Raw genomic sequence first — 20,355 nt, 5'->3', positions numbered from 1 at the left:
ATCTAATGAAGCGTGTTGATGATTTTCGTCTGAAATTTGGTAAAGAAGAGTATGTGCCGATTATGATCGGTGGCATGGGTGTAGACATTTCCACAGCCGACTTAGCACTAGAAGCTTGCCGTCTTGGCGGTATCGGGCATATCTCCGACGCGATGATTAATACGGTCACCGATCGTCGCTACAACACAAAATACGTCAAAGACAAACTCAAGCAATACAAATTTAATGTCGCCAATAGCGACAAAGCCGTGGTGCAATTCGATTTAGAACAGTTGGCCAACGCCACCCGTTTACACGTTGAAGCCACCATGGCACGTAAGCAAGGCAACGGCATGATCTTCATCAACTGTATGGAAAAGTTGACGATGAACGGCCCAAAAGAAACCTTACGCGTGCGGATGAATGCCGCGCTCGATGCCGGCATCGACGGCATCACTTTGGCCGCTGGTTTGCATTTAGGCTCTTTTGCGCTGATTGAAAATCATCCGCGCTTTCATACTGCCAAGCTCGGGATCATTGTTTCCTCAGTGCGTGCGCTGCAATTGTTTATCAAAAAATCGGCCCGTACTGGCCGCCTACCTGACTTTGTCGTCGTTGAAGGCCCGCTCGCGGGTGGTCACTTAGGCTTTGGCATGGATTGGGCTGATTTTAAGCTGGAAGACATCGTGGCCGAAGTGCTCGCTTGGGTGCAAAAAGAAGGTTACGAGAATATGCCGGTGATTCCAGCCGGTGGTATTTTCACGGGTTCCGACGCGGTGAAATTCTTAGAAATGGGCGCAGGTGGCGTACAAGTCGCAACGCGCTTTACCGTAACCAAAGAATGCGGCTTGCCAGACGATGTGAAGCAAGAATACTTTAAAGCCGATGAAGATCTGATCGAGGTGAATCAGATTTCACCCACGGGCTACCCAATGCGGATGTTGAAAAACACCCCCGCCATTGGCTCTGGTATTCGCCCCAATTGTGAAGCGTATGGGTATTTGCTTGATGCCAGCGGCAACTGCTCTTACATTCAAGCGTATAACAAAGTCATCGAAGAAAATCCAAACGCGAAAAAGATTTCTGAAATTCACGTTTACGAAAAAACTTGCTTGTGCACGCACATGCGTAATTTCGATTGCTGGACTTGCGGGCACTTTACCTACCGCCTCAAAGACACCACCAATCGCCTTGCCGATGGTCGTTATCAATTGCTTACTGCTGAGCATGTGTTTAAAGACTACCAATTTAGCACTGACAACCAAGTGGCTTTGCCCGAATTGGATGAAGCTGCAGTCTAAGTGAATCTGCAGGCTCAAAAAAAACCGCCATCATGGCGGTTTTTTTTGTATCTATCTTTACCTGTCACGAAGGATGGTGAGCGTTTAAGCCGCAGCCCATTGCAAATCAGCTGCCAATAACGGCGCCAGCGAGGCTAAATCTTCGGCGCATAACGGTAAGCGCAATACATTACTGGCAATGCGCTGCTGATAATGCATTAAAGCTTTGGTCGGAATCGGGCTTGGTGCGACAAATAAGCTCTCCGCCGTTTCGCGCAATACCGCACCAATGGCCTCACCCGCCAAGCCTTTAGCCACAATATCGGCCACTTGCTGCGGCCAAACATTACTGGCCACCGAGACTAAACCGGCCGCGCCCAATAAGGCATGCTCGGCAAACCATACATCGTCACCCGAGTACCAGGCAATTTGCGGAAACGCCGATTTAAGTTCCGCAAAGCGCAGTGGATTGCCGCCAGATTCTTTCACCGCCCAAAAATTCGGATGACCGATTAAAGCGGCAATCGCCGCTTCAGCCAAAGCCACGCCCGAGCGTGATGGAATGTTATACAACATACACGGTTTGCTCACCGCATCGAGTAAGGCTTTAAACCAGCGCTGCTGACCTTGTGCGCCGGGTTTGGCATAAATCGGCGTGACCAATAAATACGCCGACACTGGCTGCGTTTCGCAAAAGGCCAACCAATCTAATTGGCTGGCCAAGTCCAAACCGCCCACGCCCACCATGAGCGGCACATTCAGTTGCAAACGACAGGCATGCTCGATAATCGCTTGGCGCTCGGCCAAACTTAAATTCGCGCCTTCGCCGGTTGAGCCCAGCAAAGTAATACCATTGCCGGCGGCCGCTTGCTCGTGCAATAAACGCGTTAACGCCGCAAAATCCACGCAGCCATCGGCTTGCATCGGCGTAATCAGTGCGGTCCAAAGAGGGGTCTGGGTAACAGTCATGGTGATCTCCAATAAAAGACGCTTGGAGAGAGGAAAAGTGCGGCAATGATGCGCTGGCAACACGCCAGCTGACAATGAAATCATCACCAAGAGCACTCCAGTAATCGATGATTACTGACAGTTCAGAGGATTCAGCCTCTGTAACCAGCAATCGGAGATTCAAGTCCCCCATCGCTTCGGCCTTGCTCCCCCTAATACCACCGATGGTGCTGCATGGTTCAATTGGGGGAAGCCAACTGCGCCTAGCGCACACAGAGCTTGATCTCTGCGGTAGTACGACCTGGGCAAGGCGCCTCTCTTGTCGTTCAAGAACTGCTATTGCAACTGAAGCCTGTCTGATTGTCAACCACCTGACAGGGCACTCGCTCGCATTTTTAAGCTAAATCAGCAATACTCGGCGCTATGAGCTCATTTTCACCGCTACCGCATCCGATTCGTGCTGATTTATTCAGCCAATTGGCCGTGCTCGAGCGCGCTGGCTTACCGACTGATCACGCTTTAGCCAGCCTGAATCTACCGCCACGCTATCAGCCGCAATTAGCCGCGATGCGTAAAGCCTTGGCGCGCGGCAAAAGCATCGCCCAAGCGGGCGTGCAGGCGGGACTATTTAATCCACTGGACGCAGCACTCATCGCAGCATCTTGCCATGCTGGCAGCCCTGCCCTGCTGTATCACCGCCTCGCCGAGCAATCGGCGCTGATTGCCCGCTTAACGAAGCAAGTTCGCGCCAAATTAGCGATGCCCGCCCTCACCCTATTACTGGCGCTGCTGATTAATCCACTGCCCGCTTTCATCATGGGATCGCTCAGTGTATCGAGCTATGCTCTGGGAGTGATCACGCCGCTGCTATTGATTTACTTGATGTATCGGCTTGGGAGAGGCGTATTGCAATCGTTTGAGCGTAATACCTCAACAACGTTGGTAAAAGCCCTGCTGCAAACGCCGCTATTGGGCGCTTGGTATTTACGCAGCAAGCAGCATGATTTTATCGCCAGTTTGGCGCTGCTGCTGCACGCAGGCGTGTCGATATTTAGCGCCATACCCATTGCCCAATCGACACTCAACTGCGCGTATTTACAACAGCAAAGCCAGCCATTATTACGACAATTAAAGCGCGGCCAAACACTCACCGCCGCTTTCAGCGCCGTGCCATGGTTGGCCGATCCGCACTTAGTGGCGATGGTGCAAACGGGGGAAGCCAGCGGTACATTGCCCGAAATGCTGCAACGCGTTGCCAATCAACACAGTGCCGATCTAGCGCACAGCGCCACGCAAATGGCCGCCTGGTTACCGCGCCTCATTTATGTATTGATCGCCGGCTGGATGGCGTGGGGTATTTTGACCAGCGGCGCATTCATGCCGCAAGTGCCGGCAGATTTATAATTGCGTGGAGTTGGATGCTGCAGCTTTTCTATTGCTGCTGCGCGCCTCAAACTAGGGCTTAACACCATCGGCGGTAACGCTAAAGTAAGCGCAAGGCGTAATACACCGCCATCCCCAGCACAATCCCCAACATGAGTTTTTTGCTGCGCCACACGATCAAACCGGTCGCAATACATCCGCCCAATTGCGGGCTCAATGCTTGCCAATGACCTTGGGGCATAAAAATTTCTGGGGTAATAATCGCCGTTAATACCGCCACCGGTACATAGCTTGCCGCTTGGCGTAGCACTGGCGGAAAGCGCTCGCCCACGCCGGGGAGAAAAAAACACACCCGCAAACCATAAGTCACCAAGGCCATACCAAGCAGCAAGCCGATTGTAGTCAGTATATCCATCAAGCCTTTTCCTTAAATAGCATTGCTGCCCATACCCCAAGCAACACTGCCAACAATAGGCCTAATTTATACGGCAAGCCATGCGCCAATAGCGCCGTCGTCCCAGCCACCACCGCGCACAGCACTTGTGCGCGCGACACCAGCAGCGGCACCACAATGCCGGTAAAGGTCGCCACCATCGCAAATTCAAGCCCCCAGTGTTGCAACTGCGGGATATTGTTGCCCAATACAATGCCGATAGCGGTAAATACAATCCACGTGCTGAAATTGACCAACCCTGAGCCCAGCATCACCGAATCCAGTGGCAGCATTTTGCGGCTGGCGGCGCTTTGCACCACGGCAAAAGTTTCGTCGGTTAAGAAAAACGCCAGCAGCGCACGCCGCCAAAATGGCAGATGGGCAAACGGCAGCTGCAAGGTGGCGCTATACAGCGCATGGCGCAAATTAATAATCAGCGTGGTAAAAATAATCACCGGCAGCGCCGCGCCGACAGCCAGTAAGCTCAGCGCCAAAAACTGGCTAGATCCGGCATAAACTAATACCGACATCGCCATGGTTGCCCATGGCGACAAACCCGCTGGCCCCGCCAAGGTGCCAAAAATGAGCGCAAACGGAGCCACGCCCATTTGTAAAGGCAAGGTATCGAGCACGCCGACTTTGAAAGCTGGATTTAAATTTTGCATCGCAACATACTATGACAGTTCACTATTACTGACAACCGCCATCAGCCAAGCCCAAGCACTAAAACCGCCGATTACGCGCCAGCAGTGCCGCTCGCCAATCGCGTTTTAGATATAAAAACGCCCCATTAACAGCCATGGGGCGCGGGCCAAATCCAAGCAATCAGCAAACAACGCTCAGCTAAATGGTTTGGCGTTTAAACTTCGGCGCAAGCTTTTGAGTAAAGTAAAATCGGCATCGTCTTGCGTGATTTCCCAAATCATCACCCCGCCGAGTTGTTTGTCTTTAACGAATTTGACCTTCTCGGCCAATGAGGTTGGGTCGTCAAAGGTGATCAACTCTTTTTTAGCGGCATGGTAAAGATATGGCGTCTGCCCTGACTCGGCATTGCGATGCACTTGCCAGCCTTGACTTGGCAACTTCGCCGCCTGCAATTGACCCCACGTCATTACGCCGACTTCTGCCTGATCGTTCAAACCCGGGCCCGACATGCTTTGTGCCAAACCATCACCATTTGGCCCCGCAGCAACATTGCCTAAACCACGGGCATAAAACGGCACGCCGAGCACCAATTGCGCTGGCTTAGCGCCTTGCGCCAGATAATATTCAATGGCTTTACTGCTGGAGAAAACCCCACCATCTGGGTCACCCGGCACCGCATGCAAGCTCGCTTGCAAGGTGGCGGTTTTACTCCAGCCGCCTGCGCGATCATAGGCCATTAAAAACACCCAATCGAGCATCGGCAACGCCGCTTTTAAGTCATACCCTTGCATCACCCAACCGCCATTATTGCCCGGGGTGGCAACACTTAACACATAGGTTTTTTTATCTTTTTTACCGGCAGCGTCTAAGCCTTGGCGCAAATCACGAATTAAACTCACCCAGTTTTGCGCATCTGCGGGTGATGCGTCTTTGGCATAATCGCCCCCCGTCACCGGATGCTCCCAATCCAAGTCCAAACCGCTGCATTGGTAATCGCGCATAATGCCAATCGCCGATTGCACCAGTTTTTCGCGCCCCGCTTCGGTTTGCGCGGTTTTGGCGATATTGCGCGATCCAGTCCAGCCACCAATGGCCCACATACAGTTAAATTTGGGATTGATTTTTTTGGCTTTAACAAACTCAGCACGCCATAAATCAGCCCCAGCTTTGGCCGCTGGCGAAAGAAACGCTTTGCCGTCGGCGTCCACTTCGATAAATGACAAAATGCCATAATCGAGCACCGGCAGTTGCTGGCCCGCTTGGCTCACTACTTTGGCATCACGCCAAGTCGGTAAATACGACACTAATTTTTCTGCGGCAAAACTTGGCGCAGTTAAAGCCAGCGCACTCAAAAATAACACCGGTAATTTCATCATGATGCAGCTCGAAGGGGTTAAAAAGGGGCATTACGATCAGCGATACAGCAATTGATACTCAGCTCAGAGCATACGGACTTCCTTACATGGATTAAATGTCCCAATCAACCGGCGATTTGTCTCAATCACACGGCAGACGCCCTTATTCGCCCGATGTGCTTGCTCGTGAACAAATCCAGCAACGCAATGCTGGCCCGACAGGCTAACTGGGCTTTTATGGCATAATGGCTCGGTTTTGATGAACCCCTTCTGTGCCCTATGCTGCATACCGCTTTTTGGCATACGCCCTTGGCCTTGGCGCCGTGGTCGTTGCGACCTTGGTTGAGCGAACGCGGCTCATTAACCCAACGTTTAATCGCGCATTTTCCGCAATTAACCGTGCGCGTTTTACAACAAGGCTTTCGCCGCCCACACCCAGATGAAACGCAAATTTTGCAGCTGCCAAGCGCCAGCCACGTCGCAACACGCGAAGTTTTACTGTGTAGCCAAGAGCGCCCCTTGGTATTTGCCCATAGCATTACCTGTCGACAGCACTTACAAGCCGGCTTTCATTTGTTTGAACGCTCCGGCAGCCGCCCTTTAGGTGCGCTGCTGTTTGCCGATCCGTGCATTCGTCGCTCGACATTGGCCTGGTGTAAGCTCAGCCCGCGCCATCCTTTATGGCAAAAAGCCCAAGCCGCCGTCGGCGGGCAAGCCGCGACTTTATGGGCGCGGCGTTCAGTGTTTTATTCTGGCGCGGCGCAGCTGTTGGTCACCGAAGTTTTTTTAAGTGATTTTCTTTTGCCTTCACCTTGCGAACCCATTTAATGCCAACGCCCTATTTCAAACCGCAGCGCTGGTCGGCGTATATTCCGGCGTATATTCGTTTAGCCCGTATGGACAAACCCATCGGCACTTTATTACTGCTCTGGCCCACGCTCTGGGGCTTATGGATTGCCGCGCAAGGTCGGCCGGATTGGTCTTTGTTATTGATTTTTTGCCTTGGCACTTGGCTGATGCGCTCCAGTGGCTGCGTGATGAATGATTGGGCCGATCGTGATTTTGATGGCCATGTTGAGCGCACCCAAAATCGGCCTTTAGCCACTGGCGAGATTAAGCCCAAAGCCGCGCTGTATTTTGCCGCAGCCTTGGCGTTGCTGGCTTTATTGGTGGCGTTGCCGCTGAACCATTTGGCTTTATTACTCACCATTCCTGCGGTATTTTTGGCGGGATCTTACCCTTTTACCAAGCGCTTTTTAGCCATCCCACAAGCGTATTTAGGCATTGCGTTTAGTTTTGGCATTCCAATGGCGTTTGCCGCCCAAACGGGCAGCGTGCCCTTGATTGCTTGGGCACTGGTCGCAGCCAATCTACTCTGGACCGTGGCTTACGATACCGAATACGCCATGGTCGATAAGCCCGACGATCTAAAAATCGGCATCAAAACCTCAGCCATTACCTTTGGCCGCTTTGACGTGGCAGCGGTGATGCTGTGCTTTGGCGCATTTGTGCTGTGCATGCTGGGCATTGGTTATGCCACTGGCCGTGGGCTGATTTACTTTGCCGGTTTGGCCTTGGTGATGCTGGCCGTGATTGATCAGTATCGGCGGATTCGTGGCCGGCAGCGCGATGCCTGCTTTGCGGCTTTTTTGGCCAATAATCGCATCGGTGCGCTGATTTTTGCCGCCTTAGTACTCGATTACGCTTGGCCGATTGCACTATGAACACCGCGCTGACAGCAGCAGAGCAAGGCGGCTTAATGCGGCGGATTTCAGATTTAGAATCGGGTTCGGCGCGGCAATGGTATTGGCTAGAAATCGCGCAAAATTACCCGCACGGTACGGCAAGTAAAAAAGAAAAAATCCTTGGTATTGCCCTGCAGATATTTGGTATTAATGCCTGCCAAGCGATACTGCAAAGATTAGGTCTAACCGGCTTGGCGCTCTATCAAACCGCTAGCGATACTTTTTGGCGCTTGGTACAACACAAAACCAATGACGCCATCTTGATCATCGGCGGGGTATTGGCGCTGCTCATCGGCTTTAATCGCCTGCCTGCCAGCCAGCAATTGGCCGCATGGTGTTTGGCCATCGGCGGCGCATTTTGGCAAATTGCGCGCATTATTCGCACCCCGGCACCTGCGCCAAGCAGCGAAGCTGTCGGTGCGGAGGATAGCCTAGGGTTACAAGGCCTACTGATCACTGCGGGCGTTTCACCGGCGGTGTCGACAGCCTTGATCAAAGGGCTGATTCAAGCGCCACAACAATTTTTAGCGCCGTTACTGGTCAACCTACCCGAACTCGCTCCCGCGAGCCAACCCAGCCGCGCGCAGCAATACTATTGCAGTGCGCTACCGTGGTTGCTCATTGGCACCACCAGTAGCGCCATCATCGGCGCATTGCCGCCGATTTGGGGCGGCATCACCGTGTTAGTGCTGCTACTACTGTTGGCCTACGGCATTCACCGCAGCGCCAAACCATTGGCGTTGTTGGCAATCAGTTGGCTCACTTGTGGGCTATTAGCGCAACTTACGCACTGGATTTAAGCATGTCGCACACCCCGATTTTGTATTCATTTCGCCGCTGCCCCTACGCGATGCGCGCCCGTTGGGCGATTTGGCATACGCAACTTCGCGTTGAAATCCGTGAAGTGGTGTTACGCGATAAACCGACTGAACTATGGGCGGTGTCGCCCAAAGGCACGGTGCCGGTGTTATGTCTACCGGATGGCCAAGTGATCACGGAGAGCTTAGAGATTATGCTGTGGGCGCTGAGCCAAGATGCTTGGCACCCCAGTCACTTGGCTGCGCAGCAAATGGCGTTGATTTTGCAGCACGACACCGAATTTAAGCCCTTGCTCGACGCCTACAAATACCCCGAGCGACATCTGGCACTCAGCCCGCAGCAGCATCAAGACAATGCCATGTATTGGCTTGAAGCTAATATCTGCAATCGGCTAGCAGCACATACCTATTTGATCGACGCCGAGTTTCGCCTTAGCGATGCCGCCATTGCGCCGTTTATTCGGCAATTTGCAGCAGTTGCGCCAGATTGGTTTTTACAGCATGCCAATCCACTGCTACAGCAATGGCTCACGCGTGTCTTGCAAGACGATTTTTTTGCCGCCGGCATGCAAAAATACCCCCGCTGGCAAGCGGGTGATGCCCCACGCTATTTTCCCGCTAAGGGGTAAGCGCGCCATTAGACTAAGCGCTGCGCTTATTTCGGCCATGCCAAGTATTGATTTTTATGGATTTCCGGTTTGGCAATATACGCCGTTGGATCGGCAATCGCAGTCCCCCCCATACCGAGCGCGGCACCCGACGCCAATGGGCGATTGAGCGCAAGCAATGGCTTACACGAATTGGGGTTGCTGCGCCGATATAAAGCCGCCGCCAGCATGCCTTCGTTGATATCGCCTAAAGGCCGGCTAAAATCATCATTGGCGATGCATTGCGGCGCAAAACCATCGCTAAAATCACCAAAACCTTTGGCATTACTGCCAATGAATTCAATCGGAAAATAAGAAATCCCACAATTGGATTGCCCGATAAAACCATACGGCTTGCCACAGGTAGTTTTACCAATGATTTGCACATCAACATCAATCCCACGCAAACCATTAATAATCGCTTCACTGGCTGAACAAGTGTTTTCTGTGGCTAAAATAAACACCTGCTTTAAATTCAAATTGGGCAATAATTGTCCCGCCATGCCCGATTGCGTGGATTGCGCCGTGGCATAAAATGGAATGACATTTAACGCCGTTTGCGCTGGCCGCTGGTCACTAAATTGCAAACGATCAAATACCCGATTTTGAATTTGATTCGGCCCCGCAATCATATATGCCAATTCACTGGCAATATATAAATAACCGCCACTGTTATAACGTAAATCTAAAATCAAAGATTGAACATTATTGTTTTTAAATAAGCGAATTGCATCAATCAGTGGTTTTTCAGCACTGCTGATATGCGAATTAAACACCAAATAACCCACAGGCCCATTGGCGGTATTAATAATTTGTGCCGGCAATACTGGCATGGTTTTGGTACTATCGGCCAAAACATTAAAACTCACTACATTCGCGCCGCGCTGAAACACCATCGCGTGTGAGCTCGCCGCTTTGGGATACAGCGCAGCATTCACCGCCGCTTGATTACTGGCCGTACCGTCGGCCGGCAGGCCATCGATAGTGATTAATTGATCTCCCCGCAACACCCCCACGAGTGCCGCTTGTGAGCCGGGTGACACATACGCCACCGTCATTTGCCACGGCGCGCTGCTGCGACTGTAATGCCATTCAATACCGTAATTTAATACGGCGGCACTTTCTAAAAAACCCTGCCAATCGCGCGTTAAAGCCGTGAAACTAAATTGATCTTTTTTTGCTCCCGACGCGGTTAAATAGGGTGATTTCAGCGCCTCAAAATAATTATCCAGCGATGCATAAGGATTGGCTTCTTGGCTAAATTGCGCCAAAGCAGGATTGACATTGGGTATTTCGGCATACCATAAGTATTTTTCCTGCATATTGGCTTTTAGCCATACCTTTTCATCGTTTAAAGTGCCGGTGGTACTAAAAGCGGTATCGTCAAACCGATAGGGATTATTGGGGGAGCATTTTTGCGCAATCGCCGTACCCGGACTTGGCGTTGGGCTCGGTGTTGCCGATGTTGAACCGCCACCACCGCCACCGCAAGCGGCAAGTAAAAGAAGCAGAGCGCCAGCCGAAAACACATTCTTAAATTTCATTTAGCTTTCACCGATGGAAATACATATTCCATGCTAGTGGGCAAGCGACAAAACACAAGCGGCGTCAGCGCTTAAATCTCGGCAAATGCATCGCAAAGCCAGCATAAAAAAACGCCAAGACCTCACAGTCTTGGCGTTCTCTCGTTGTCGCTGGTTTGCTTAACGAACAGTCCAATATTTATTGTTTTGCATTTCAGGCTTGATCACCAAGCCTTGCGCAGCGCCTTGCCCAAATCGGGCGGTACCTGAATAAGCCATGGCTGCGGCAGGTTTACATGAGTTCGGATTGGCTTGACGATAAATCGCAGCAGCAAGTAGACCTTCGCTGCTATCACCTAACGGTTTAGTAAAATCATCATTGGCGCTACATTGAGGCGCAAAACCATCGGCAAAGTCACCCACGCCTTTGTCATTCACCCCTTTAAATTCCATCGGGAAATAAGAAATACCGCAATTGGATTTACCCATAAAGCCATAAGGTTTACCACACGTGGTATTGCCAATAATTTGTACATCAATATCAATACCGCGCAAGCTATTAATAATTGATTCACTAGCCGAGCAAGTATTACCGGATGCCAAAATATAAACCCGTTTTAGGTTTAAAGTTGGTAGGAATTGGCTTTTCTCGGTGGAATTATAAAACGGCATCACGCCATTGGCGGTGTCGACTGGGCGTTTATCATTGTATTGCAAACGCTCAAACACTTTATTTCTCGTTGCCGTTTCCCCTGCAATCATATAGGCCAATTCACTGGCAATATATAAATAACCACCGCCGTTATAGCGTAAATCCAAAATTAATTCGCTGACATTATTATCTTTAAATCCTTGCACCGCATTAATTAGAGGCTGCTCAGCGGTTGAGATATGCGAATTAAATAATAAATACCCAGTTTTTTTACCGGCCACATCGATGACTTTATTCATCGGCACCGGAGAAATGGTGATGTCGGCGGCTGCCATGCTCACGGGTTGTACATTGCCAGCCCGATCAAAAACAAATTGATGCGTCGCACTATTACGTGGATAAAGTAAGGCCGATAAACCGGTCACAGTACCGTCACCCGCTATACCATCTACCGACTTCAATACATCACCGCGCAAAATACCAGCCAGTGCTGCTGGTGAATTCGGTTCAACATAAGCCACCCGTATTGCCAGCGGCGGCGCGTCGCCGGTGTAGTGCCACTGAATACCGTAGTCCAGTACCTTGCCAGACTCGAATAAACCATTCCATTCGCGGGTGATTTGCATAAAGCTAAATTTATCGGTTTTAGCACCCGTGGCGGTCAGCGTCGGCGTTTTTAGTGCCTCAAAATACGCCGACAAAGAACCATACACTTGGGATTCATTACTAAAGGCCGGTGTCGCTGCATTCACCGTTGGCATATCTTTATACCAAAGGTAATTTTTATTCATATTGTCTTTAAGCCACGCTTTTTCATCATTCAACGTGCCGCTGGTACTCAATGGCGTATCGTCATAGCGATATGGGTTATTCACTGAACATTTTTGCGCCACGACCGCCGTGCTGGGTGCAGGTGTGACAACTGGCTTATTCCCAAAATCGGGTTGTGGGCCATCAAAAATCCCCGGGCCATCACCGCCACCACCGCAAGCACTCAATAACGCAGTCAAACCCATTGCCGAACAACGCAATGCCCATTTTTGCCCCTGATTAACTCGCATCATATTCGCTTTTAAATGTAATTTTGGAAGATGCTAGACAGATAATTACAAAACATCAAGCTGACAAACATTGAAACAAATAAATCATAAAACGCTGATATGTAAATAAAAACCCTAGTGCGTTAATTCCAAGGCAAATACGCACTTTCAGCGACGAAATGCCGACAACGGCTGACAATATCCAATGCAGCATCACCGCGCTCAGCGTCGCATAAAGACGACAATGCCACTTCATTCAAGACAATACCGCGTCATAAACTCTGCGCCCAATCAAATGGCGAGCAATGACTGTCTGCGGATATTTTTTGCCATCGACGACCGTGCTAGAATATCGTCCTATCGACTCAATGAAAAATACAGGTGCAGCATGGCAGGTCATAGCAAGTGGGCAAATATTCAACACCGCAAGGGCCGTCAAGACGCCAAGCGCGGCCAAGTTTTCACCAAATTGATCAAAGAAATCACCGTTGCCGCCAAAATGGGCGGCGGCGATGTACTGATGAATCCACGTTTGCGTTTGGCCATTGATAAAGCCAAAGCGCAATCGATGCCAAAAGACAATATCGAAAACGCGGTTAAACGCGGCTCAGGCGCACTCGATGGTGTGGACTACCTCGAAACACGCTACGAAGGTTACGGTCTCAACGGCGCAGCGGTGATGGTCGATTGTCTGACTGACAATAAAGTGCGCACCGTCGCCGACGTTCGCCACGCTTTTGCCAAATACGGCGGCAATATGGGTTCGGACGGCTGCGTGTCGTTCCAATTTAAGCATTGCGGCTATTTGATTTTTGCGCCGGGCACGGATGAAGATGCGTTAATGGAAGCCGCGCTCGAAGCCGGTGCTGATGATGTAACAACCAATGACGACGGCTCAATCGAAGTGATCACCCCACCTTACGATTTTGTCACCATCAAAGAAACGCTCGAAGCGGCCGGTTTTAAAGCCGAAATGGGCGAATCAACGATGAAACCACAAACCGAGACGGAGCTTGAAGGCGATGATGCGATCAAAATGCAAAAATTGATCGACGCGCTCGAAAGCCTAGACGATGTGCAAGAGGTGTATACCACGGCGGTATTTGACGAAGAATAATTCCAGTTCTGAATTCAAACCTGACTTTGTCGGCAGCACCTTGCCGTGCTACAGCACTATCTACGGCTCACCTTCGTGTCAGCTTTGATTCATAACTGGACATAGGCGGCGTTAAAGCGTCGTGAAATTGCAGCATATAAAAAACCACCAAATATTTGGTGGTTTTTTTGTATCGCGCGAAACCGTAGGATGGGTGGAGCGAAACAATACCCATCCATTTTCTGCGAGGTTTAATCAATACCAGATACGGATGTAATTCTGTTGCTCATTTGGGTAAACCACAAATTCCTGAATCAACATACGAGTACCAGCAGTATCAGTCAGCGAATAAAACATGAAGCTGCGTTTGCCGATACCATCAGCCGTTAAGACATGGCCACCATTTGCCAGCAATTGCATTTGGCTAGCGCTCATCGCTTCTGGCAAGCTGCCACTTTGAGTGGTATTCAAAGTCACATTGCCCGAGGCATCAAATTGCATAACACTCAATGCTGCTGAACACTGACTTGCAGTAAAATTCTTAGCTTGCAAAGTTTGGTTTTTAAACTGGGCCAAGCTGTCTGCAAACACCCTTCGTGCATCCGCATTCAGCAGAAAATATCGCTTACCCGGCGTGCATAGCGCAATAAAATCGCGAACCGCCGTCGCCTGATTGGCCAAGCCGCCACCGATCAAACTGAGCGATTTCTCGTCTGGATATTCCACCGTGAATAATTTTTTACCATTGATTTCCTGCATCGCACGCGAGATTCTATTCGCGTCTTCCTGCCATGGTTGTCCTGCACTAAAAGCCAATTGACCCTCTGGCATAGCTGCGGCTTGGAAATATCGTCGAGTGCCATCTAGGTCAATAGCACCATCGGCACTCGCAACAAATAATGCGGTCGTGCGAAGGCCGGTTTCGGGCTGAGTAAGCACAAATTGACTTGGTCCAGTCCAAGCTTTTAACGGTGGCACGGGTGTTGGCGTAGGATTAATCACCAAGTCGAGCCCTCCACCGCCGCCACAAGCAGACAGTAGCGCGACTAAGACCACACTTGCAGTGACACCTGGCCACTTAAAACGAGATATGTTTTTCATCAGTTTTAGCTTTATATTTAAAAATAAGTGATATGACTTACTGGAGTTCCAGCCAAATATGGGCCGTTAAAACACCAATAAGGCGTATAAAGCAGCCAAAACCGCCCTGAAAAACCAATCTTTTCTAAGGGGATACGGGCCTTAAAAGCCGCGCTAGCTGCCAATTAAACTCAACATCAAAGGCTAAATATGCCAATCAATGAGCCGAATTCTATCAAATGTGTACTTTTACACTTTCACACTTTTCACCAAATTTAACGCAACTATTTACTTTTATTTGTCATAAATCGCCACTCACAAGCGCAAACATTTGGTGGAACTCTAAGCATCGATTGATTTTGCCGATGTGTAAGCGACAGTCAACTCTGCGGTTTAACAAAAAAATATGCTGAATTTGAAGCATAAAAAAAGCCACCCAATTTTGGTGGCTTTTTCATATCCAGCGAAAATCTAAAGTGGGCGCAGCGAAGCGAAGGCCATCAATTTTCAGCTCGGGATATCAGCAAACACGTAGTTCAAGCTATTTATGGATTTACTGTGACGACGTGATTGATTCAGCATTAAAGCTCGCCAAATACGCCGCAAAGTCCGGTCCCATCCAAAACTGTGGATTCGAATGCTCAAAGCCTCGGCCTTGCTCTCTGTCTTTCACATTTTTAACGGTATCTTGAAAAATCGAATACCAATCCACTGGAGCAGCAAAATTGCGATCATTGAGTAACTCATTGCCAAAATAGGTATATTTCTGACCAAAATTACAGCCAAATGAAGGGTGCGTGGCATCTGCCGCTGTCATCACCATCGATTTGCTGGTTTTTAAGGTGTCCATAAATACACCTGAATAACAGGCCGAGATAAAAACCGCTTTCCACGGTGTCGGCGCTTCAAGTAAGGCCAGTTGCATCTGATAAGGAGAAAGCAAAACCAATGGAACGCCACTCTGCTTTAAGGCCACGCCATCTTTACTACCATGCGAAACGATGTAGACCACCAACAAATCTTCCTCACCATTCATTTTTTGTGAGAACTTATCAATCGCCTTCTGTAATCGAAATGGTGTTACTTGCGACATTAACTCGGCGTCTTGTGTCGAATTACTCAGCAGCAAAGTCCGCGATTGCGCATTAAAAACCTTGCCCAACTGCTTAGCCGCCAATTTCATTTCATTGCTAAACACGGCAGGCTGATCAAATCCAGCGATCACCAATAAAAAGGCTTCTTTCTTACCTTCAACACCCGCTGGAATTTGCGTCAATTGCTGCTCAATCATGGCCTCCATTTGCAGATTCGTTTGCGGCGGCACCGTGGTGCAAGCTGTAGCCAGAAGTAGCGCGAAAAGGATCAGAAGTGATTTCAAGATGACAACTCAATAAATAAAAATGCCATTATTTATTAAGTCGTAAATATATAGCAAGAAAAATGACATATAAGTTTACTTGTATTGCTGTTTATACAAGCTAGTTTACAAAAACTCTAATTAAAATTACATTTTTTACAATACAAAGCATTACACAGCACAGATAAGAAACTGCGAAAAAATACAACACGTCACTCGCATTCGGGGGTCAATGCTTATAACGAATTGCACTGCAACTCAAAGTGGCAATGCGCGTAGCTTTTGACACCCCACAACAGCATCCCGATCAGCGGAACAAGAAATAATAAATCACATAAAACCAGCTCAAAAAGCCGTGAATAATCGCCCATAAAATGGAGTGATTGGCGCTCCATGACAGCGCGACGGCGATGAGCGTGCCAAGACTAAATCCACCGATAACGTTTTTCATTGTTGCTATCTCCATGTATTGATCGTAAGTCATGATAGCTGAATCCAGTTGGCTGTCATACCGCGCCAAAATGCCCGCGATGCGTCTGCGCCAAGGCAACGCGCTGCGGTATACTGGCGCGCAATTTAATCCGTCTTTAGGAAATCCCATGCGCCCTTCACAACGCCAACCGAACGAGCTTCGTACTGTCACTTTAACCCGCAATTACACCTGCCATGCCGAAGGCAGTGTGTTGATTGAGTTTGGCGCGACCAAAGTACTGTGTACCGCTAGCGTTGAAGAAAAAGTACCGCCGTTTTTAAAAGGCAAAGGCGAAGGCTGGGTAACGGCCGAATACGGTATGTTGCCGCGCTCCACCGGTAGTCGGATGCGCCGTGAAGCCGCAAGTGGCAAACAAAGCGGTCGCACCCAAGAAATCCAACGCTTAATCGGCCGTTCATTGCGCGCGGTGGTGGATTTAAAAGCGTTGGGTGAGCGCCAAATTACGATTGATTGCGATGTGATTCAAGCCGATGGCGGCACACGCACGGCCAGTATTACCGGTGCATTTGTTGCATTGACTGATGCGATCAATGGCTTAATTGCCGAAGGTAAATTAGCTGCAAGCCCGATTCGTGAATCGGTAGCGGCCATTTCAGTGGGTATTGTTGGTAGCACGCCAGTGCTTGATTTGGATTACATCGAAGATTCGGGCTGTGAAACCGATATGAATGTGGTGATGACGGCCGCTGGTCAATTTATTGAAATCCAAGGCACTGCCGAAGGTGAGGCGTTTAGTCGTGCAGAAATGAATGCATTACTGGATTTGGCTGAACTGGGCATCCAGCAATTGATCGAAAAACAAAACGCAGCGCTCGCCGCTTAAGTTATTGCGCCAGCCTGTTGCTAGGACTGCAACCGGCTGGTTTCGCATAAAATCACAACGTTGAAAATTGCGGTATTGTGGGTGATGTTTCCACCGACAAATCGTCTTGGAAATTGAGTGCAATCTCGCTGAACTCGTGGCTTAATTCAACTAAAGCCGCCACGCAATCGGCATCGAGTTGCCCCACTTGCACCATCCGATTTAATTCATCACACGCCTTTTCCATTGTCCATGCTGTTTTATAGGGACGCGGACTAATTAAGGCATCAAAAATATCCGCCACCGTGACAATGCGCGCTTCAATTGGAATATCAATCGCAGTTAATTGCTGGGGATAACCACTGCCGTCTAAATATTCATGATGGCATTGCACAATGTTTAATAAAATTTGTGAATCAGATAATTTCTGCAAGCCAAAATCACCGATAATTTTTTGCACCACGGCAACGCCTTTTTGTACATGACTTTGCATAATGTATTTTTCATCACTAGTCAGTTTCCCAGGCTTGAGTAACACATGGTCAGGAATGCCAATTTTGCCAATATCATGCAGCGGTGCAAATAAAAAAATATGCTCAATCGTTTCATCGCTTAAGTGATGTTTTTCGGCAATTTTTTTGGCAATCATTCGCGAGAAACGCGCCATTCTTTCCAAATGCGCTCCGGTTTCAAAATCACGTAAATTGGCAAAATCGCGCGCCATATGCGCTGATGCCAGCGTAATACGCACAATAGCCAGCTCATTTGAAATCAACATATTGATCAAATTACAGTACAAGATTAAATCGCGCTGTACTGCGGTCGTAAATGCCGATGGTTGTAATGAATCAAAAAAAATAAATCCTAAAAACACCCCTTCGTCATACATTGGTACGGTAAATGATGAACGGTACCCCTGCTTTAATAGCCAATCGGAATGCGCTGTACCGATGCCAATCGTTTGGGATATTTCACTTAATACTCGATACTCTGAATTTTTAGCCAACAAGTTTAATTCATGGCTGGTCGATAATTTACATTGATAATTATTAATGGCTTCCCCATTACGAGTGCTATTGATAAATGTTTTTAGTAAGTCTTCTTTTTCTTCATAAATTGCACAGGCAATGCGATCAATATTGGGAATGCGCACTAAAATTTGATCATGCAGCTGCACTAATTTTTGGTTGAGCTTATCGCTATGCTCAAACACTGGGTTATTAAAATGATGATTGACTTGAGGCATGATGGCGATGTGCTCCCAATGCTTAAGTTACAAAACCAACAAAACCTTCCAAAAATCTGACTTCAATCGTTAAATATAACTTTAGTCGAAAAAAAATCCTTTACCAATCAACAAGCAATATTGCACTGCGCAATGGCGATTGACGGCTATTTGATGCTCGGCTCATTTCGTGCAATTGGTAACTTAAGCCCTCAACCTGAACCCGCATGACGACAGTATAATCAGCAAAACCACAGCCATTATGCGCTGGATGGTCATACCCTTATAAAGCCACCATGAACAGCCAAGACCAACAAATTAAAATACCGCAAGAAGACGGCCGAGTTTTTGTCGATATGCCCGATGACAATACCCATGTTTGCGCCAGCTGTGGTGCGTGTTGCAATCATTTTCGAGTTTCGTTTTACGCCGGAGAAGTTGCCGGAAGTTTTACTGACAGTGCGTTTGCCGTTCCTAGCGATAAAATCATTATGATCTCGCCGGTGTACGCCGCGATGAAAGGCACCAATCAGCAACAAGTGACGTGCATCAGTTTTAAAGGTGAAGTTGGCAAAAGCAGCTATTGCAGTATTTACCGCCAGCGCTCTAGCACTTGCCGTGAATTTTATGTGTATGACGAAGCCGGTCAACCGAACCCAGCCTGCCAAACCGCCAGAGCCGCGCATCAATTAAAGCCATTGATGCCATTACCCACTTTGCAAACAGCACAAAAACAAACTGCCGAGGCTTAGCTCGGCAGTTTTTTAGGCGATTATGGATCGCTGTTTATTTCAGCAATTTACTTTGTAGCGCACTAATTTCACTTGGCAATTGAATCGCCTCGCCTGCAGAAGGAAGGTTTTTCAATTGACCATTCACAATTTGCCCTGCGGCTAGCTTGCGATTGGCGGTGTCAATCAGCAACCAAGTGGCTTGATCTGGCTGATCACTGAGTAAATACAATACCTTGTCTTGCTTGAGCACGGCACCGGCTAACGCGGCTTTAATCGCTGTCGCTTGCTCACCGAGCAAGGTATTTAACTGGCCATCAATCGGACTTACGGCGGTGAATAAGCCGATTTCATTGGGCGTTTTACCGGCTAATGAATTTAAACCGGTCCAATTCACATTCGATGGCATGGCTTGGCTAATTAAACTACTGGTTTTATCTTTAATCGCGCCACTTACTTGACTGGCATTGATACCAAACGGCGCCAATGCTTCACTGGCTTCACCCACGGTTTGGTCAATCACCGCATTGGCTTGATTTTTAATTTCTTGACCAACGATAGCGCCTACGGATGAAGCGGCTTGCTGCGCCAATTGCGCGCCTTGATCACAAGCACCTAAACCTAAAACCAAGGCGACGGGAAGAACAAATTTGAACATAGCAACTCCAATGATTTCAAATGTCGACACGTCGCCGACACGGATTATTTAATTTCTAAAACTTCTACTTCAAAAATCAAGGTGGCATTAGCTGGAATCACGCCGGCAATACCACGGCTACCGTAGGCCAATTGTGGCGGGCAAACTAATTTAGCTTTACCACCCACTTTGATTTTTTGTACACCTTCAGTCCAACACGGAACGACACCACTCAAAGGAAACGTTGCTGGTTTGCCGCGTTTATATGAGCTATCAAATTCAGTGCCGTTTTCTAAAGTGCCTCGATAATGCACGCTCACAGTATCGCTGGCTTTAGGTGCCGGCCCAGTACCCGCTTTTAAAGTGGTAATTTGAATCCCGCTCGGGGTGGTTTCAACGCTGGCTGGCGCAGTTGCAGCGTTTGCAGTCAAGGCACTGCCAAGTAAGACCATCGCAGTGAGTAAATGTTTCATACTAAATCCTTTT

At 48.9% G+C, this 20,355-nt stretch carries 21 protein-coding genes and 1 riboswitch; of the genes, 9 read left to right on the top strand and 12 right to left on the bottom strand.

The features are described from left to right. Positions 1–5 precede the first annotated feature (5 nt). Positions 6–1,280, top strand: coding sequence for a nitronate monooxygenase (locus HQN60_RS10255; RefSeq protein ID WP_173533549.1), 1,275 nt, complete (start codon positions 6–8; stop codon positions 1,278–1,280). Between the two features lie 84 nt (positions 1,281–1,364). Here HQN60_RS10255 and dapA read toward each other — a convergent pair whose 3' ends face one another. Beyond that, the gene (gene dapA / locus HQN60_RS10250; protein WP_173533548.1) at positions 1,365–2,228 is read right to left on the bottom strand and encodes a 4-hydroxy-tetrahydrodipicolinate synthase; all 864 of its coding nucleotides are present in this window, start codon (positions 2,226–2,228) and stop codon (positions 1,365–1,367) included. 82 nt (positions 2,229–2,310) lie between these two features. Further along, positions 2,311–2,534: riboswitch (Lysine riboswitch) on the bottom strand. 96 nt (positions 2,535–2,630) lie between these two features. Here dapA and HQN60_RS10245 point away from each other — a divergent pair. Further along, the gene (locus HQN60_RS10245) at positions 2,631–3,611 is read left to right on the top strand and encodes a type II secretion system F family protein (protein WP_173533547.1); all 981 of its coding nucleotides are present in this window, start codon (positions 2,631–2,633) and stop codon (positions 3,609–3,611) included. A gap of 79 nt (positions 3,612–3,690) precedes the next feature. Here the strand turns inward: HQN60_RS10245 and HQN60_RS10240 are convergent, their stop codons facing one another. From HQN60_RS10240 to HQN60_RS10230, 3 genes are all read right to left on the bottom strand, one after another. Continuing rightward, positions 3,691–4,005, bottom strand: a complete 315-nt coding sequence (locus HQN60_RS10240; protein ID WP_173533546.1) for an AzlD domain-containing protein — start codon at positions 4,003–4,005, stop codon at positions 3,691–3,693. Further along, complete coding sequence (locus tag HQN60_RS10235; RefSeq protein WP_173533545.1) at positions 4,005–4,688, bottom strand: AzlC family ABC transporter permease; 684 nt, start codon at positions 4,686–4,688, stop codon at positions 4,005–4,007. The genes HQN60_RS10240 and HQN60_RS10235 overlap by 1 nt, the downstream gene beginning before the upstream one ends. A 174-nt stretch (positions 4,689–4,862) precedes the next feature. Continuing rightward, on the bottom strand, positions 4,863–6,044 hold the full coding sequence (locus HQN60_RS10230; protein WP_173533544.1) for a glycoside hydrolase family 18 protein: 1,182 nt from the start codon (positions 6,042–6,044) through the stop codon (positions 4,863–4,865). A 258-nt stretch (positions 6,045–6,302) separates the two neighbouring features. Here HQN60_RS10230 and HQN60_RS10225 point away from each other — a divergent pair, with 258 nt between their 5' ends. Genes HQN60_RS10225 through HQN60_RS10210 form a run of 4 tightly spaced genes read left to right on the top strand, consistent with a single transcriptional unit; the run spans position 6,303 to position 9,215 of the window. Further along, positions 6,303–6,851 carry a chorismate--pyruvate lyase family protein gene (locus HQN60_RS10225; RefSeq protein ID WP_173533543.1) on the top strand — a complete coding sequence of 183 codons (549 nt, stop codon included), beginning with the start codon at positions 6,303–6,305 and terminating at the stop codon, positions 6,849–6,851. Continuing rightward, a complete protein-coding gene (gene ubiA, locus HQN60_RS10220; RefSeq protein WP_173533542.1) occupies positions 6,851–7,747 on the top strand; it encodes a 4-hydroxybenzoate octaprenyltransferase in 897 nt (298 codons plus the stop codon). Before HQN60_RS10225 ends, ubiA begins: the two co-directional genes overlap by 1 nt. Further along, a complete protein-coding gene (locus HQN60_RS10215; RefSeq protein ID WP_173533541.1) occupies positions 7,744–8,568 on the top strand; it encodes a hypothetical protein in 825 nt (274 codons plus the stop codon). The genes ubiA and HQN60_RS10215 overlap by 4 nt, the downstream gene beginning before the upstream one ends. A gap of 2 nt (positions 8,569–8,570) precedes the next feature. After that, positions 8,571–9,215, top strand: coding sequence for a glutathione S-transferase N-terminal domain-containing protein (locus tag HQN60_RS10210; protein WP_173533540.1), 645 nt, complete (start codon positions 8,571–8,573; stop codon positions 9,213–9,215). Between the two features lie 26 nt (positions 9,216–9,241). Here the strand turns inward: HQN60_RS10210 and HQN60_RS10205 are convergent, their stop codons facing one another. Next, positions 9,242–10,777 carry a S41 family peptidase gene (locus HQN60_RS10205; protein ID WP_173533539.1) on the bottom strand — a complete coding sequence of 512 codons (1,536 nt, stop codon included), beginning with the start codon at positions 10,775–10,777 and terminating at the stop codon, positions 9,242–9,244. Positions 10,778–10,936: 159 nt separating this feature from the next. Then, positions 10,937–12,472 carry a S41 family peptidase gene (locus HQN60_RS10200; protein ID WP_173533538.1) on the bottom strand — a complete coding sequence of 512 codons (1,536 nt, stop codon included), beginning with the start codon at positions 12,470–12,472 and terminating at the stop codon, positions 10,937–10,939. A gap of 364 nt (positions 12,473–12,836) precedes the next feature. Between HQN60_RS10200 and HQN60_RS10195 the strand changes: the two genes are divergently transcribed. Beyond that, positions 12,837–13,565, top strand: coding sequence for a YebC/PmpR family DNA-binding transcriptional regulator (locus HQN60_RS10195; RefSeq protein ID WP_173533537.1), 729 nt, complete (start codon positions 12,837–12,839; stop codon positions 13,563–13,565). A 234-nt stretch (positions 13,566–13,799) separates the two neighbouring features. On the opposite strand, the gene HQN60_RS10190 is transcribed toward HQN60_RS10195, so the two are convergent. From HQN60_RS10190 to HQN60_RS10180, 3 genes are all read right to left on the bottom strand, one after another. Continuing rightward, positions 13,800–14,645, bottom strand: a complete 846-nt coding sequence (locus HQN60_RS10190) for a hypothetical protein (protein WP_173533536.1) — start codon at positions 14,643–14,645, stop codon at positions 13,800–13,802. Positions 14,646–15,177: 532 nt separating this feature from the next. Continuing rightward, positions 15,178–15,915, bottom strand: a complete 738-nt coding sequence (locus HQN60_RS10185; RefSeq protein WP_173533535.1) for a C13 family peptidase — start codon at positions 15,913–15,915, stop codon at positions 15,178–15,180. A gap of 373 nt (positions 15,916–16,288) precedes the next feature. Further along, positions 16,289–16,432, bottom strand: a complete 144-nt coding sequence (locus HQN60_RS10180; protein ID WP_173533534.1) for a hypothetical protein — start codon at positions 16,430–16,432, stop codon at positions 16,289–16,291. A 148-nt stretch (positions 16,433–16,580) separates the two neighbouring features. On the opposite strand from HQN60_RS10180, the gene rph reads away from it, so the two are divergent. Then, positions 16,581–17,297, top strand: a complete 717-nt coding sequence (gene rph, locus HQN60_RS10175) for a ribonuclease PH (protein ID WP_173534679.1) — start codon at positions 16,581–16,583, stop codon at positions 17,295–17,297. Between the two features lie 52 nt (positions 17,298–17,349). On the opposite strand, the gene HQN60_RS10170 is transcribed toward rph, so the two are convergent. Beyond that, positions 17,350–18,522 carry an HD domain-containing phosphohydrolase gene (locus tag HQN60_RS10170; RefSeq protein WP_173533533.1) on the bottom strand — a complete coding sequence of 391 codons (1,173 nt, stop codon included), beginning with the start codon at positions 18,520–18,522 and terminating at the stop codon, positions 17,350–17,352. A 275-nt stretch (positions 18,523–18,797) separates the two neighbouring features. On the opposite strand from HQN60_RS10170, the gene HQN60_RS10165 reads away from it, so the two are divergent. After that, positions 18,798–19,253, top strand: a complete 456-nt coding sequence (locus tag HQN60_RS10165) for a YkgJ family cysteine cluster protein (protein WP_217390101.1) — start codon at positions 18,798–18,800, stop codon at positions 19,251–19,253. 34 nt (positions 19,254–19,287) lie between these two features. On the opposite strand, the gene HQN60_RS10160 is transcribed toward HQN60_RS10165, so the two are convergent. After that, on the bottom strand, positions 19,288–19,890 hold the full coding sequence (locus tag HQN60_RS10160) for a hypothetical protein (RefSeq protein WP_173533532.1): 603 nt from the start codon (positions 19,888–19,890) through the stop codon (positions 19,288–19,290). 44 nt (positions 19,891–19,934) lie between these two features. Beyond that, complete coding sequence (locus HQN60_RS10155) at positions 19,935–20,342, bottom strand: FKBP-type peptidyl-prolyl cis-trans isomerase (protein WP_173533531.1); 408 nt, start codon at positions 20,340–20,342, stop codon at positions 19,935–19,937. Positions 20,343–20,355 lie beyond the last annotated feature (13 nt).

Origin of the sequence: Deefgea piscis, assembly GCF_013284055.1 — a bacterium.
Lineage (GTDB): Bacteria > Pseudomonadota > Gammaproteobacteria > Burkholderiales > Chitinibacteraceae > Deefgea > Deefgea piscis.
This window is presented reverse-complemented; position numbering and strand designations above follow the sequence as displayed.

Bases quoted from the DNA above. Each gene is read 5' to 3' on its own strand.
- HQN60_RS10255 (WP_173533549.1), top strand. From the start codon at position 6: ATGAAGCGTGTTGATGATTTTCGTCTGAAATTTGGTAAAGAAGAGTAT.
- dapA (WP_173533548.1), bottom strand. From the start codon at position 2,228: ATGACTGTTACCCAGACCCCTCTTTGGACCGCACTGATTACGCCGATG.
- HQN60_RS10245 (WP_173533547.1), top strand. From the start codon at position 2,631: ATGAGCTCATTTTCACCGCTACCGCATCCGATTCGTGCTGATTTATTC.
- HQN60_RS10240 (WP_173533546.1), bottom strand. From the start codon at position 4,005: ATGGATATACTGACTACAATCGGCTTGCTGCTTGGTATGGCCTTGGTG.
- HQN60_RS10235 (WP_173533545.1), bottom strand. From the start codon at position 4,688: ATGCAAAATTTAAATCCAGCTTTCAAAGTCGGCGTGCTCGATACCTTG.
- HQN60_RS10230 (WP_173533544.1), bottom strand. From the start codon at position 6,044: ATGATGAAATTACCGGTGTTATTTTTGAGTGCGCTGGCTTTAACTGCG.
- HQN60_RS10225 (WP_173533543.1), top strand. From the start codon at position 6,303: ATGCTGCATACCGCTTTTTGGCATACGCCCTTGGCCTTGGCGCCGTGG.
- ubiA (WP_173533542.1), top strand. From the start codon at position 6,851: ATGCCAACGCCCTATTTCAAACCGCAGCGCTGGTCGGCGTATATTCCG.
- HQN60_RS10215 (WP_173533541.1), top strand. From the start codon at position 7,744: ATGAACACCGCGCTGACAGCAGCAGAGCAAGGCGGCTTAATGCGGCGG.
- HQN60_RS10210 (WP_173533540.1), top strand. From the start codon at position 8,571: ATGTCGCACACCCCGATTTTGTATTCATTTCGCCGCTGCCCCTACGCG.
- HQN60_RS10205 (WP_173533539.1), bottom strand. From the start codon at position 10,777: ATGAAATTTAAGAATGTGTTTTCGGCTGGCGCTCTGCTTCTTTTACTT.
- HQN60_RS10200 (WP_173533538.1), bottom strand. From the start codon at position 12,472: ATGATGCGAGTTAATCAGGGGCAAAAATGGGCATTGCGTTGTTCGGCA.
- HQN60_RS10195 (WP_173533537.1), top strand. From the start codon at position 12,837: ATGGCAGGTCATAGCAAGTGGGCAAATATTCAACACCGCAAGGGCCGT.
- HQN60_RS10190 (WP_173533536.1), bottom strand. From the start codon at position 14,645: ATGAAAAACATATCTCGTTTTAAGTGGCCAGGTGTCACTGCAAGTGTG.
- HQN60_RS10185 (WP_173533535.1), bottom strand. From the start codon at position 15,915: ATGATTGAGCAGCAATTGACGCAAATTCCAGCGGGTGTTGAAGGTAAG.
- HQN60_RS10180 (WP_173533534.1), bottom strand. From the start codon at position 16,432: ATGAAAAACGTTATCGGTGGATTTAGTCTTGGCACGCTCATCGCCGTC.
- rph (WP_173534679.1), top strand. From the start codon at position 16,581: ATGCGCCCTTCACAACGCCAACCGAACGAGCTTCGTACTGTCACTTTA.
- HQN60_RS10170 (WP_173533533.1), bottom strand. From the start codon at position 18,522: ATGCCTCAAGTCAATCATCATTTTAATAACCCAGTGTTTGAGCATAGC.
- HQN60_RS10165 (WP_217390101.1), top strand. From the start codon at position 18,798: ATGAACAGCCAAGACCAACAAATTAAAATACCGCAAGAAGACGGCCGA.
- HQN60_RS10160 (WP_173533532.1), bottom strand. From the start codon at position 19,890: ATGTTCAAATTTGTTCTTCCCGTCGCCTTGGTTTTAGGTTTAGGTGCT.
- HQN60_RS10155 (WP_173533531.1), bottom strand. From the start codon at position 20,342: ATGAAACATTTACTCACTGCGATGGTCTTACTTGGCAGTGCCTTGACT.